We start from the raw sequence: 13,569 nt of genomic DNA, 5'->3' as shown, positions 1-13,569 counted from the left end.
GTCCTGGATCACGGGATCCAACGTGGGCGCGGGGGCCTGTGAAGATGCTGGGGCCGGGGTCGAAGCCCTGGGCTTCGAAGCGCCGCCGCCGAAGGCGACGAGCGTTGCTGCGAGGGCGATGGCGAAACCAGCACCCAACCATGCGGGACGGGACATGTTCGGCACGTCCCTACTTCAGCCTGAAGGGCATGGTCAGCTTGAACCGCGCCGTCTGCGCCACGCCGTTGAGCATGGCGGGCTCGAACTTCCAGCCCATGGCGTAGTTCTCGGCGGTCTGCCGGAGCTGGGCCGGGCCTTCCACGGCGTGGGCGGCGATGGGGATGCCATCGGGACCCACGGTGATCTCCACCACCACGGTGCCCTGGATGCGGGCGATCTTGGCGAGGGCGGGATAGGGGGGCGCGGGGGGCTGGAACTTGATCTTCATCTGGCTGAAGTCGAAGTCCACCACGTGCGACGTGCCGGCGCCGGCCACGGCCATGCCGGTGGCGGGGCCCGCGGAGCCGCTCACGCCGCCGCCGGGGACGCCGGAACCGGAGCTCTGGCTCGAGGCGTAGCGCAGGGTGAGGTCCTGCTTGGGGAGTTCCCGGGGAGCGATCTCAGGCACCTGGTCCTGATTGGGGTTGATGGGGGGCGGCGGAGGCGCCTCCTTCATCTGGATCTTGGGAGCGGGGGCCGCGGGGGCCGCGGGGGCCGGCGGAGGCGGCGGCGGCGGGGGCGGCGGCGCGTCGGCCTGCTCAGTCAGGTCCACGCCCATGGTCTTGATGACCTTCTTGCCGGCGTCCGTGTGGGTCGCCAGCAGGTATCCGCACGCGCCGAAGATGGCGTAGGACACGATGGTCATGGGGATGGTGACCAGGGGACTCGCGCCGTGCACGGCGGAGTTCCCGGTAGCCAGGCTGGACCTGTATACGAGGTCCTCCAGGGTCTCCTTGGAAGCGCCGTTGGGAGGAGGGTTGGTCTTGGGGTCTTGGCTCATGCGACTCCCGAAAAAAGCTGAAATGAGAAAAAAATGGAGCCGGATCTGCGTTTGACGACAGAAACGGCTCTAAACCAAAGGTCGAATGATCCGGGGCAGGCCCAGCGGTTAAGATTACAAGCTGCCCGATCGGCGTCAAGAGCTGAAATCCGCATTGGCAGAGGATTTAGGACGATTGCCACACTTTTTCCAACATCGTGACACGGACCCCCGTCCTGGGGCTTTTCCGTGATAATCACGTGACAGTTCATAGGGGTTTGTCACAGTCATGTCACACGCATTTTCCAGGTTCATTCAAGATTCATCGTCTGGCGTCGCCCGGTCCGGCCGCTTCGAAACCACCCGGGGCTCCGTCCTCACACCGGCCTTCATGCCCGTGGGCACGCAGGGCACCGTGAAGGGGATCACCCCCGCGCAGCTGGCCGAGATCGGCCCCCAGGTGATCCTGGGCAACACCTATCATCTGGGGCTCCGGCCCGGGGACGCGCTGGTGCGCGACCTGGGCGGGCTGCACCGTTTCATGGCCTGGCCCGGCCCCATCCTCACGGACTCCGGCGGCTTCCAGGTCTTTTCCCTGGCCTCCCTGCGCAAGATCAAGGAGGAGGGCGTGACCTTCCAGAGCCACATCGACGGCTCCACCCACTTCCTCTCGCCCGAGCGCAGCATGGAGATCCAGCGCAACCTCGGCTCGGACATCGTCATGGCCCTGGACGAGTGCCCGCCGGGGCGCCTGGACAGGCCCGGCCTGGAGCTGTCCATGGCCCGCACCACCCGCTGGCTGAAGCGCTGCCGGGACTTCCCGCTGGGCGAGCGCCAGGGCCTGTTCGCCATCAACCAGGGTGGCGTGCACCTGGACCTGCGCTCCCGCCACCTGGAGGAGCTCCTGGACATCGACGCCGCCACCCCCTTCCAGGGCTTCGCCGTGGGCGGGCTCAGCGTGGGCGAGCCCAAGGAGGAGATGAACGCGCTGCTGGCCGGCTTCGTCCGCCTCATGCCCGCCGACCGCCCCCGCTACCTCATGGGCGTGGGCACGCCCGAGGATCTCCTCTTCGGCATCGAGCACGGCGTCGACCTCTTCGACTGCGTCCTGCCCACCCGGGAGGCGCGCCACGGCACCCTCCTGACGTCGCGGGGACGTGTGAAGATCAAGAACGCCCGCCACCGCGAAAGCGACCGCCCCCTGGACCCCGATTGCAACTGCTACACATGCAGGACTTTTAGCCGCGCCTATCTGCACCACCTCTTCCGGGCCGGGGAGATGCTGGCATCCACCCTCAACAGTATCCACAACCTGAGCTACACTGTTGGGCTGACTCGAGCCGCGCGGCAGGCCCTCCAGGAGGAACGGTTCCCGGAATTCGCCAGCCGCACCAGGGAAAATTGGAACCAAGAGGAGCCTTGAATGAATTTCGCCCTTCTCCAGCAAGCCCAGCAGGGATCCCCCTTCGGTCCCATCATCCTCTTCGGGGGCATGGCCCTGCTCTTCTACTTCCTCCTCATCCGCCCCCAGAGCAAGGCCCGCAAGCAGATGGAGGAACGCCTCTCCAAGCTCAAGGCCGGCGACGAGGTCCTGCTGACCTCGGGCTTCTACGCCGTCATCGACCGCGTCGAGGACAAGAACATCTACCTCAAGCTGGGCAGCTCCATCGTCAAGGCCCGCCGCACCGCGGTGGCGTCCCTGGCGGCGGAACCTGCTCCCGAACAGAACTGATCCCTGATCTTTGTCTTGCCGAGGGCGGGGATTCGCGTTCCCGCTCTCCCTTCGTCGGAGCCCATTCGTGACCAAGCGGAGCCTCTGGCGCCTGATCTTCACCACCCTGATCTGCGGCGCCTGCGCGTACTTCTTCGTCCCCCTCTCCAAGGTCCGACTGGGCCTTGACCTGAAGGGCGGCGTGCACTTCGAACTCGAGGTCCAGGGGCACGAGGCCCTCGAGGCCGACCTGCGTGACACCCGGGACCGCCTTCTGGACCGGCTCCACGAGAAGGGCTTCCCCGAGGCCGTGGCCCACCTGGAGGGCATGACCGTCAAGGCCGAGGGCGTCCCCGCGGACCGCCAGGCCGAGGCCCAGAAGATCCTCAACGGCTTCAGCGGCTACGACGCCGCCTTCTCCGGCGACACCCTGACCCTGAGCCAGAAGGCCGGCTACCAGAAGAGCCTCAAGGACGACGCCAACAAGCGCGCCCAGCAGATCATCGAGAACCGCATCAACCAGTTCGGCGTGGCCGAGCCGGAGATCACCCCCACCGGCGCCGAGGGCAACCGCATCGTCGTCGAGCTCCCGGGCGTGGGCGACGCGGAACGCGAGCGCATCAAGGGCCTGCTCACCACCCCGGGCCGGCTCGAGCAGCGCCTGGTGGCCAAGCAGGACACCACCAACGGCATCGGCTGGCGCACCCGCGAGGAGGCCATGGGCCACTTCGCCGGCCACCTCCCCCCCGGCACCGAGCTCCTGCCCCTGCCCCTCTCCGAGCGCGAGGCCCGCCGCGAAGGCAAGGCCTTCCAGGCCCCCGCCGCCGGCCAGCCCGACCCCATCCGCTCCTGGGTCCTGGTGGAGGAGAAGGTCTACGTGGACGGCGCCGACATCACCAAGGCCGACCCCACCGTCAACTCCCAGACCGACCAGTACGAGATCAGCTACGTCCTGAACAAGAAGGGCGCCGACGACTTCTACAACCTCTCGGGCATCGCCTCGGAAGAGAACCGCCGCATCGCCGTGGTGCTGGACCGCAAGGTCGTGAGCGTGCTCTGGTGCAAGGAGAAGATCCCCGGCGGCGCCGTGCGCATCACCGGCCAGTTCTCCAAGGAGGAGGCCGACGACTTCGCCCTCAAGCTCAAGAGCGGCGCCATGCGCGCCAGCATGAAGTTCCTTGAGGAGCGGGCCATGGGCCCGAGCCTGGGCGCCGACTCCATCGCCTCGGGCGTGCGGGGCGCGCTCATCGGCTTCCTCACGGTCATCGGCTTCATGGTCTTCTACTACAGGTGGTCGGGCGTGAACGCCGTGGTGGCCCTCACGGTGAACATCATCGTGATGCTGGGCCTCATGGGCTCCTTCCACGCGGTCATCACCCTGCCCGGCATCGCCGGCTTCGCCCTCACCGTCGGCATGGCGGTGGACGCGAACATCCTGATCTTCGAGCGCATCCGCGAGGAACTGGGCAACGGCAAGTCCGTGGCGGGCGCGATCCAGACCGGCTTCGACCGGGTGTTCTGGACCATCGTGGACAGCCACGTCACCCAGCTGGTGTCGGCCATCCTCCTGTTCATCTTCGGCACGGGCCCCGTCAAGGGCTTCGCCGTGACCCTGACGGTGGGCGTCACGGCCTCCCTGTTCACCAGCATCTACATCAGCCGGTTCATCTACGACTGGATCCTGGAACGCCACCCCGGCACCAGGACCCTCTCCATCTAACAGGCCCGCCCAGATGAAAATATTCGAGCATCTCCCCCACATTCCCTTCATGAAGTATTCGAAGGTCGCCCTGATCCTCTCCTGGGGCGTGATCCTCGCGTGCCTCCTGTGGATCCACCCCTGGAAGGGCGCCGACGCCCACGTCAAGCTCGGCATGCAGTTCACCGGCGGCATCGACATGATGGTGGCCTTCAAGGGCAACGTCCACCAGGAGGACGTGCGCAACGCCCTCTATGCCGGCGGCGTCCAGCAGGCCGCCGTGGTGGCCTACCAGGACAAGCCCGGCGTGGCCATGTTCTCCATCAAGGTCAAGGCCAGGAAGGGCCAGGACGAGAAGGACTCCACCTCGCAGATCAAGCAGATCACCGACGCCCTGAAGAGCCTGGACGCCAAGGCCGCCAGCGACCACCGCCTGGACCTGAACACCGAGAGCGTCGGCGCCATCGTCGACACCTGGATGAAGGCCAACCCTCTGGGCGTCCAGGGCGACGAGACCGCGCTGCGCCTGGCCTACGAGCCCTGGGTGGACAAGGTCATCAAGGCCCGCGAGAAGGCAAGCCCCATGTCCGACTACAACCAGCTCCCCTCCGACCTTCCGGGGTCCCTGCGGGCCAGCCTGGAGAAGGACTACCGCCTGGGCAACCTGACCATCCTGAAGAACGAGAGCTTCTCGCCCTCGATCTCCGGCGAGTGGACCTGGAAGACGCTGTCGGCCGTGGGCTGGGCCCTGGTGGCCATCCTCGTCTACGTCCTCTTCCGGTTCACCCTGAGCTTCTCGGTGGGCGGCATCGTGGCCCTGATCCACGACGTCCTCATGGCCCTGGGCCTGTTCGTCCTGTTCGGGTTCGAGTTCTCGGTGCCGGTGGTGGCGAGCTTCCTGATCCTCATCGGCTACTCCATGGCCGACACGATCGTGGTCTTCGACCGCATCCGCGAGAACAGCCACAAGCCCGAGTACCGCCGCGTGGACATCGTCAAGCTGGTGGACGACTCCATCAACCAGACCCTGAGCCGCACCATCCTCACGTCCATGTCCGTGCTCTTCGTCGCGGTGTGCCTCTTCGTCTGGGGCGGCCACGCCCTGCGCGACCTGGCGTTCCCCCTGGTCGTGGGCGTGATCACGGGCACCTACTCGTCGATCTTCATCGCGTCCCCCGTAGTCGTCTTCCTGGACCACCAGTTCGGCGGCAAGGAAAAGCTCAAGCAGCACGCCTAGCCCGCCCTGACGTTGCCGGCCGGATCCGAAAGGGTCCGGCCGGTTTCTCTTTTCACGGCGAACCTCGGCCGAGAGCGGGTTCAGGTCGGCTTGGGTATCACGCTGATGTGCCCGTTGGTCTCCAGGATGGCCACGTGGACCTCCTCCAGGCTGCTCAGGCCCGTGGCGCGCAGGGCGGCCATCAGCTCGTGCTGCGTGACCTCCTCCGAATCCAGGACGGACTGGAGGATCTTCCCGTTGTGCACGAGCACCAGCGGGTTGCCTTCCACGAACCTCTGCACCTTCTTGCTGCGGTAGGTGAGCCAGCTCACCAGGGAATTGAGCCCCACCAGGGTCCCGGCCAGGATGAACCCCGCGGCCACCGTGTTGTCGCCGGCGTTCATGCTGTTCTGCACGGCGTTGGACAGGATCAGGAGCAGCACCAGGTCGAAGGGCGAGAGCTGGCCCACCTGGCGCTTGCCGGTGAGACGGAGGATCACCAGGAGGAAGCCGTAGACCAGGACGGCCCGGAGGGCGAACTCCCACCAGGGCTGGCCGAGCTTCCAGAGGCTCACGCCCACGGGCAGGGCGGTCATGGATCAGTTCCCGGCGGGCTCGTCATCGCCCCGCTTCACGAGGCGGGGGGACCCGTGGACGGGCTGGCTGGACATGCCCTTCCACACATAGCGGGTGCCCCGCTTCTGGCCCTGCTTGAGGATGACGCCCTCGTCCTCCAACTCAGAAAAAAACCGCCTGAGCGTCGCCGGTGCCCAGTCGCAGGTCTTGAGTCCCAGTTCCTCCTGGGCCTGGAAGCTGCTCAGGGCCCCCTGGAGCTGGAGGGTCTTGATGAGCTGGGCCTTGAGGGCCAGCAGCTCGCCCTTGGACCGCCTGAGCTTGTTCTTGAAATCAGGAAGGATGTCCTTCTCGAACACCATCGGCGCGGGGGGCGCGGGGGCCGGCCTGGGGGCCGGGACTTCCTGCTTCGCGCCGTTGACCTCGAATAGTAACCCTCCGTCTAGCAATATATCGGCTTCCTCGCGTCCAAAAAGCACCACGACGGAGCTCGGCGGGATGCCCTCACCGTGGAACGCCTCGATGATTCGGTCGCCGATTCTCTTTTTCTGTTCTTTTGAAAGGGGGTTGGATTTGATGTGTATCAAAGGCATACACACTCCTTTAAAACGGGGGTGATTTCAATTTAATCTGTATTATGAATGAGGGGGAATTCTTTTTGATCCCTTTAACGACTTTTCCACTCTGGGAGTATCCATGTCCCCTAACCAGACGCTGCCCACCCGAGCTCCTTCCACGGAAGCCCATCGTTTCGAGGCCTATCTCCGGAGCAAGAAGCTCAAACTGACGGGCGAGCGGATGGAGATCCTCGCGACCATCTTCCGCAAGGACAGCCACTTCGATGCCGAGGAACTCCACGCGGAACTCAAGACACTGGGACGCGATATCAGCCGCGCCACCGTGTACCGCACCTTGGATCTCCTGGTGCAATGCGGTCTCGTGCGCAAGAGCAGCCTGGGCTCGAGCCACGCCAACTACGAAGCGGCGCATGAGAATGAGCATCATGATCACCTGATCTGCCTGGCCTGCAACAAGGTCTTCGAGTTCTACCGCGCCGACCTGGAGACGCTCCAGGACGCCATCTGCCAGGAGCGGAAGTTCAAGCCCCTGCATCACAGCCTGCAGATCTTCGGCCTGTGCATCGACTGCGTGGACAAGACGGACGAGAACGCCATCCGCACGAAGGTCGCGCAGATCCATACCTAGGGAATCGTGCAGAATAATAGGGCCCGGGAAGGTCATCCGGGCCGGCCTTGGTGTGGAGGAAAGATGAACCTGCTCAAGCTCCTGAAGATCCGTACGCGCCTGCTGGTCATCATCCTCGGATGCAGCCTCGCGCTCGTGTGTCTCGGAGCGGCCGGCGTCTACTACCTCCGGGCCATGGAGGCCACCCACGGCGACGTCGCGGCGAACCGGATCGTGGCCGCCGAGGCCATGCGCGTGACCCTGGCCCTGCTGGCCTTCTTCATCGTGTGCGGCGCGGGGGTGGGCCTGATCATCAGCATGAGCATCAATTCCTCCCTCACGCTGATCACCCGGCGCATGCATGACCTGGCCGAAGGCGAGGGCGACCTCACCCAGCGCATCACCATCGCGGGCGCCGACGAACTCAGCCAGCTGGCGGGCTTCATCAACACGTTCATCCACAAGGCCCACGCCACCGTGGCCCACTCCGTGGCCACCGCCAACGAGACGGCGGCCTCCAGCAACGAGCTCTCCGCCATCTCCCGGGAGCTGGCCGGCAACGTCTCGAGCCAGTGCGAGCTCGCCGAGAACAGCTCCAACCTCATGACCGACGTGGCGCGCAACCTCGACGTCACCGAGGAGATGTCCATCACCACCACCGAGACCCTGGAATCCACCGAGAAGGTCCTGGCGGCCTTCGTGGCCACCCTCACGGAGGTGGGGGGCGTGGTCATCGCCGAAGGAGAGAAGCAGTCCCGCATGGCGACCCGGATGCGCGAGCTGAGCGAGGACGCCCAGGGCATCAACAGCGTGCTGGGCATCATCGCCGAGATCGCCAACCAGACCAACCTGCTGGCCCTGAACGCCTCCATCGAGGCGGCCCACGCGCGGGAGGCCGGCAAGGGCTTCGCGGTGGTGGCCGAGGAGATCCGCAAGCTGGCCGCGAAGACCCAGGGCTCGCTCGTGGAGATCAACATCAACGTCAAGGAGGTCGTGGACGGCATCGAGGCCATGTGCACGGAGACGGACCGGGCCTCGCTCCAGATGGTGAGCGTGTCCGACCGCACCCGCAGCCTCCTGGAGGACGCCGGCACCACCGGCACCAAGCTCAGGGACTCCGTGGCCACCTCCTCGGACCTGGTGCGCAAGACCACCTACATCGCCACCCGCACCAAGGACCTCATCGAGACCATGAACAGCCTGGTGGACCTCTCCAACCAGAACAAGGACGCCGCCCACGGGGTGGAGGCGGTCTCCACGAACCTCGCCGCGAAGTCCGAGGACCTCCGCAGTTCCCTGAGCCACTTCCGGGTGGAATAGTGGCGCTCCGGGACCACCTAAGCCCCTACTGCAGCGAGCTCACCGTCCTCTACGTGGAGGACGACGGCCCCAGCCGGATGGCGATGGCCGCGCGCATGCGGGGCCTCTTCAAGGAGGTCTTCCAGGCCAGGGACGGCCGCGAGGGCCTGGCGGCATGGCGGGCCAAGGCGCCGGACATCATCCTCACGGACCATCACATGCCCGGCATGACGGGCCTGGACATGGCCGCGGAGATCCGGAAGGGCGGTTCGAAGGTCCCCATCATCTTCATCACCGAGTCCATGAACAATGCGCTCCTGGGGCAGGTCATCGGCCTGGGCATCGCCTCCATCCTCCCCAAGCCCGTGGTGCCGGAGAACCTTGTCCAGGCCTTCTCCCTGGTGGTGGGGCTGCTCGAGCACGACCACCTCCAGCGCAGGACCATGGAGCAGGACTTGGCGCTCCTCCAGCTGCGGGAGCGCTACCATGAGAACCAGCAGGAGATGGCCTTCCGGAAGGAGCTGAGCATCCTGGAGAACGACTTCCAGGGCCGGTCCTTCACGGGCCCCCCGGGCCGCGGGGAGTGGATCGCCGAGGTCGCCTACCTGCCCAAGGACATCATGTGCGGGGACAGCTACTCCCTGCGGCGCCTTCCGGACGGGAGCATGCTGGTGTTCCTCGCCGACGCCATGGGCAAGGGCCTCTCGGCCGCCCTCACCACCTCGCTGGCCGTCTACACCTTCAACCTCCAGGTGGACCGCCTGGCGCCGGGCAGCCTGTTCAGCCTCGGGGAGTTCGTGCGGGAATTCATCACCATGATCGGGCGGCGCCTCCTGGAGGACGAGGTGCTCAGCCTCGCGCTGGTCTGGCTCCCCTGCAAGCGGGCCCTGCTGGAGCTCGCCTCCTTCGGCATGCCCCCGATGCTGTTGGAAGGCGGGGACGGCCCCCGCAAGCTGCCCTGCAACAACCCGCCCCTCTCGCCCTACACCACCGACTTCAGCACCCGGGCCCACAACCTGGGCGACACCCGCCGCATCCTTCTCTACACCGACGGCCTCAACGAGGCCGGGACGCCGGAGGGCGGGCTCTACCGGAGCCGCCTGGAGCCCGATTTCAGGGAACAGGCAGGCCGGGCGGCATTCCTGGAATCCTTCCGGAAGCTGGTGCCCAGTCCGGAGGACGACGTGACCCTGCTCTTCCTCACCCGGGTGGATTCCGAGCCCCTCTGGCAGCGCCACATGACCGTGGAGAGCCGCCTGGAACGCGTGGAGGAGGCCTGCCAGGAGCTGGAGAAGTGCCTGGAGACCCGCACGGCCCTGGCCGCGGAACCCCGGTACGAGTTCAGCGTCGCCATCCGGGAGGCCCTTCTGAACGCCTACGAACACGGCTCCCTGGGGATCCCCGGCCACCTCAAGGCCGAGCTTCTGGAAGGCGGACTCTACTTCGACCACCTTCTCGAGCGGGAGGCCTCCCCCCACCCGCCCGTCACCGTGGACCTCGCCCTGACCGGGGAGGGCGGGAACCGCCTGCTTTCGGTCACCATCCAGGACGAAGGCCCCGGCTTCGCGACGTCCCTGGCCCGGCTCGAGAAACCGGACTCCCTCCTGCTCCATGGCCGCGGCCTGAGGATGATCCGGAAGTACACCGACGCATTCCATTACAATGAACAAGGCAATACCCTGACACTGCTCAAGTTCTATCGGGAGTGACGCAATGGACATCGCAAGGACGGGCCCGGCCGAGTTGACCATAACGGGCAACATCAAGACGACCGCCGACTACCTGGAGATCCGGAGGCTGGTCACCGAGCAGGTCGCCGCCGGGGCCGCGAGCCTCACCCTCCACATCCGGGAGTCCCTGTCCATGCCCTCCTCGGTCATCGGCTTCTTCGTCAAGCTCGTCAACCGGGACAAGGTCAAGGTGACCATGCTGATCCAGGATGAACGGCTCCTTGAGCTCCTGGCGGAGCTGAGCCTCGCCGAACTCTTCGGGGCCCGCCATCAGGCATAGAAGAAAGCGGTTTGGCCCGGTAAACTGAGGGATGCGAAAACTCACTCTCGAAGACATCCAGCGCCTCCCCAAGACCGACCTGCACGTTCATCTGGACGGCAGCCTGCGTCTCACCACCATCCTCGAGCTGGCCCAGGAGCAGGGCGTGACCTTGCCGGGCGACACCCTCGAGACCCTGCGCCCCTTCGTGGAAGTGGGCGAGGAGTGCACCTCCCTGGTGGACTACCTGAAGGCCTTCGACGTCACCCTGTCGGTGATGCAGACCTATGACTCCCTGGTGCGCACGGCGTACGAACTGGCCGAGGACGCCGCGGCGGAGAACGTCCGCTACCTGGAGGTGCGCTACAGCCCCATCCTCCACCAGCAGAAGGGCCTGACGCTGCACCACATCGTGCAGGCGGTCGTGGAGGGCCTCGCCAAGGCGGAGAAGGAATTCAACATCAAGACCGGCGTCATCCTCTGCGGCATCCGGCACATCAGCCCCGAGCTGTCCAATCGCCTGGCCGACCTCACCGTCGCCTTCAAGAACAAGGGCGTCGTGGGCTTCGACCTGGCCGGCGCGGAGGAGGACTTCCCCGCCAAGAAGCACCGCGAGGCCTTCAGCCGCGTGCTGGCCAACAACATCAACTGCACCCTGCACGCCGGGGAGGCCTACGGGCCGGAGAGCATCCACCAGGCCATCCACCTCTGCGGCGCCCACCGCATCGGCCACGGCGTTCGCCTCATCGAGAACGGCGACCTGCTCAACTACGTGAACGACCACCGCATCCCCCTGGAGTGCTGCCCCTCCTCCAACGTGCAGACCCGGGCCGTGCGCACCATGGCCGAGCACCCGATCCGCCTCTTCTACGACCTCGGCCTGCGGGTGACGGTGAACACCGACAACCGCATGGTCACCCGCACCACCGTCAGCGAGGAGTACCTCCACCTGCACGAGACCATGGGCTTCACCCTGGACGAGATCAAGGAGCTCATCATCATGGGCTTCAAGAGCGCCTTCCTGCCCTACGCGGTGAAGCGGGCCCTGCTCTCGGACGTGGTGAACGAGCTGAAGTCCTTCCAGCCCCACAGCCTGGAAAGCAAGAAGGAACAGCTCTAGACCGTGCTATAGTTGATCGCAGAGGTCGGAATTGCTGAACCGCTTCAATGCCTTTCTCGAGAACCAGGACCGGATCCTGCTGACCACCCATGAGAATCCGGATGGCGACGGCATCGGCGCCATGGTGGGCCTGGCCCACTACCTGAAGGCCAGGGGAAAGGACGTACGCATCGTCGTGCACCCCCATCTCCCGGATTTCCTTGGGTTCATGGACCCCGGGGGCTGGGTGGAGGCCCTGGACCTGGAAGGCCGGCACCGGGAACTGGCCGCCTGGCCCGGCGCCTGGATCATCGTGGACGCCTCCGAGCCCCACCGCCTGGGTCCCCTGCTCCCCGCCTTCCAGGCCACCTCGGCCGTCACCGCCTGCCTGGACCACCACCTGAAGGACGCCCCCGCGGGGTTCGCTCAGGAGTTCACCGATCCCACGGCCTCCGCCAGCGCCGAACTGGTGTACGACCTGGCGGTGGCCCACATGCCACTCCCCCTGCCCGCTCCCATGGCCGACGCCCTGTACGCCGGCGTCGTGGAGGACACCGGCAACTTCCGTTTCTCCAACGCCACCCCCAAGGTGCACCGCATGGCGGCCCAGCTCATCGAGCAGGGCGTGGCGCCGGCCCGCATCTACCAGAACCTCTACCACCAGGGGCGGCTGCAGAAGCTCCGGCTGACCGGCCGGGCCTTCGACAAGCTGGAGCTCCTGGCCGAGGGCCGCTATGCCCGCATCAGCCTCACCCAGGCCGACCTGGACGCCTGCGGCGCGGACCATGACGACATGGAGACCCTCGTGAACCGCCCCCTGGAGCTGCGGGGCGTGGAGGTGTCCTGCCTTCTATACCAGCTGGCCGACGGGCGCATCAAGGCGAGCCTCCGGTCCAGAGAGCGAGCGAATGTGAACCAGGTCTGCCGCCGCTTCGGCGGAGGCGGCCACCGGCTCGCTTCGGGCGCCAAGCTGGACGGCCCCCTGTCCAAGGCCCAGAATGAGATGGACGCCGCCGTGCTCGCCCAGTTGGAGGCCGACCTCGCCTGATCACTCCCCGGATCGTTTGCACACCGCCCCGATCCCATGTTCATGCCTATTCAACAGCCCCTTTCACGAAACGCAGACCGCGGAATGAAACGCATGGCCCCCAAAGACAGCAGCAGCGCCCCCCACCTGGAACTCGGCCCGGAATCCCCCCTGGAAGTGGTGACGCGCTTCGAGACCGAATCGGTCCCTTTCGTGGCCAAGGCCAACGTCCCTTCCATTTTCGGGAAGTACGTCGTCTACGGCTTCCTGGAGAAGATGACGGGCAAGGAGCACCTGGCCATCGTCTCCGGCGACATCGACGCCCGCAAGCGGGTGAACGTGCGCATCCACAGCGAGTGCTGGACGGGCGACGTGCTGGGCAGCCTCAAGTGCGACTGCCGGGCCCAGCTGGAATCCGCCCTTCGCTACGTGGGCGAGCACGGCGGCATCGTGCTCTACCTGCGCCAGGAGGGCCGCGGCATCGGCCTCCTGAACAAGCTCAAGGCCTACGCGCTCCAGGAGCAGGGCTTCGACACGGTGGAGGCCAACCATGAACTGGGCTTCGCGGACGACCTGCGGACCTATGAATCGGCCGTGGAGATGCTGAAGTTCTTCGGGATCCGGAAGGTGCGGCTGCTCACGAACAACCCCAGGAAGATCGACGCCCTCGAAGGGGCCGGGATCCACGTGCAGCGGGAAGCCCACCAGCTGGCGTCGAATCCCTACAACCTCAAGTACCTGAAGACCAAGGCCAACAAGTCGGGGCACATGCTGGACTTCAAGGAAGATCCGAAGCTGTAGCTGGAGCCCGCC

The 13,569-nt window shown here is 66.0% G+C and carries 14 protein-coding genes; 11 read left to right on the top strand and 3 right to left on the bottom strand.

The features are described 5' to 3' along the window. Positions 1-169: 169 nt before the first annotated feature. Complete coding sequence (locus ACZ5MC_RS07615; RefSeq protein ID WP_306599718.1) at positions 170-979, bottom strand: energy transducer TonB; 810 nt, start codon at positions 977-979, stop codon at positions 170-172. Positions 980-1,247: 268 nt separating this feature from the next. Here ACZ5MC_RS07615 and tgt point away from each other — a divergent pair, with 268 nt between their 5' ends. The 4 genes from tgt (at position 1,248) to secF (ending at position 5,605) form a co-directional block, all read left to right on the top strand. Next, complete coding sequence (gene tgt, locus ACZ5MC_RS07610; protein ID WP_306599717.1) at positions 1,248-2,381, top strand: tRNA guanosine(34) transglycosylase Tgt; 1,134 nt, start codon at positions 1,248-1,250, stop codon at positions 2,379-2,381. Further along, complete coding sequence (yajC, locus tag ACZ5MC_RS07605) at positions 2,382-2,690, top strand: preprotein translocase subunit YajC (protein ID WP_306599716.1); 309 nt, start codon at positions 2,382-2,384, stop codon at positions 2,688-2,690. 67 nt (positions 2,691-2,757) lie between these two features. Further along, positions 2,758-4,389, top strand: coding sequence for a protein translocase subunit SecD (secD, locus tag ACZ5MC_RS07600; RefSeq protein WP_306599715.1), 1,632 nt, complete (start codon positions 2,758-2,760; stop codon positions 4,387-4,389). A gap of 49 nt (positions 4,390-4,438) precedes the next feature. Beyond that, positions 4,439-5,605: a protein translocase subunit SecF gene (gene secF, locus ACZ5MC_RS07595; protein WP_306599714.1), complete on the top strand. Its 1,167-nt coding sequence runs from the start codon at positions 4,439-4,441 to the stop codon at positions 5,603-5,605. Between the two features lie 80 nt (positions 5,606-5,685). On the opposite strand, the gene ACZ5MC_RS07590 is transcribed toward secF, so the two are convergent. Both ACZ5MC_RS07590 and ACZ5MC_RS07585 read right to left on the bottom strand, forming a co-directional pair. Continuing rightward, complete coding sequence (locus ACZ5MC_RS07590) at positions 5,686-6,180, bottom strand: DUF421 domain-containing protein (RefSeq protein WP_464517421.1); 495 nt, start codon at positions 6,178-6,180, stop codon at positions 5,686-5,688. 3 nt (positions 6,181-6,183) lie between these two features. Then, positions 6,184-6,639, bottom strand: a complete 456-nt coding sequence (locus tag ACZ5MC_RS07585; RefSeq protein WP_306599712.1) for a hypothetical protein — start codon at positions 6,637-6,639, stop codon at positions 6,184-6,186. Between the two features lie 214 nt (positions 6,640-6,853). Here ACZ5MC_RS07585 and ACZ5MC_RS07580 point away from each other — a divergent pair, with 214 nt between their 5' ends. The 7 genes from ACZ5MC_RS07580 to ribA all read left to right on the top strand — a co-directional run bounded on the left by ACZ5MC_RS07580 (position 6,854) and on the right by ribA (position 13,557). Beyond that, positions 6,854-7,363: a Fur family transcriptional regulator gene (locus ACZ5MC_RS07580; RefSeq protein ID WP_306599711.1), complete on the top strand. Its 510-nt coding sequence runs from the start codon at positions 6,854-6,856 to the stop codon at positions 7,361-7,363. Between the two features lie 63 nt (positions 7,364-7,426). Next, positions 7,427-8,662, top strand: coding sequence for a methyl-accepting chemotaxis protein (locus ACZ5MC_RS07575; protein ID WP_306599710.1), 1,236 nt, complete (start codon positions 7,427-7,429; stop codon positions 8,660-8,662). After that, the gene (locus ACZ5MC_RS07570) at positions 8,662-10,350 is read left to right on the top strand and encodes a response regulator (RefSeq protein WP_306599709.1); all 1,689 of its coding nucleotides are present in this window, start codon (positions 8,662-8,664) and stop codon (positions 10,348-10,350) included. The genes ACZ5MC_RS07575 and ACZ5MC_RS07570 overlap by 1 nt, the downstream gene beginning before the upstream one ends. Before the next feature lie 4 nt (positions 10,351-10,354). After that, the gene (locus tag ACZ5MC_RS07565; RefSeq protein WP_306599708.1) at positions 10,355-10,651 is read left to right on the top strand and encodes a hypothetical protein; all 297 of its coding nucleotides are present in this window, start codon (positions 10,355-10,357) and stop codon (positions 10,649-10,651) included. 31 nt (positions 10,652-10,682) lie between these two features. Continuing rightward, positions 10,683-11,750 (top strand): adenosine deaminase, encoded by a 1,068-nt coding sequence (gene add / locus ACZ5MC_RS07560; RefSeq protein ID WP_306599707.1) that lies wholly within the window; start codon positions 10,683-10,685, stop codon positions 11,748-11,750. Between the two features lie 31 nt (positions 11,751-11,781). After that, positions 11,782-12,777, top strand: coding sequence for a DHH family phosphoesterase (locus tag ACZ5MC_RS07555; protein ID WP_306599706.1), 996 nt, complete (start codon positions 11,782-11,784; stop codon positions 12,775-12,777). 93 nt (positions 12,778-12,870) lie between these two features. After that, positions 12,871-13,557, top strand: a complete 687-nt coding sequence (gene ribA, locus ACZ5MC_RS07550; protein WP_306599704.1) for a GTP cyclohydrolase II — start codon at positions 12,871-12,873, stop codon at positions 13,555-13,557. The last annotated feature ends 12 nt before the right edge of the window (positions 13,558-13,569 follow it).

The sequence above is a fragment of the Mesoterricola sp. JemC181 genome (assembly GCF_055384585.1).
Note: the sequence above shows the minus strand (reverse complement) of the source record. Positions and strands in the feature narration are given on the sequence as shown.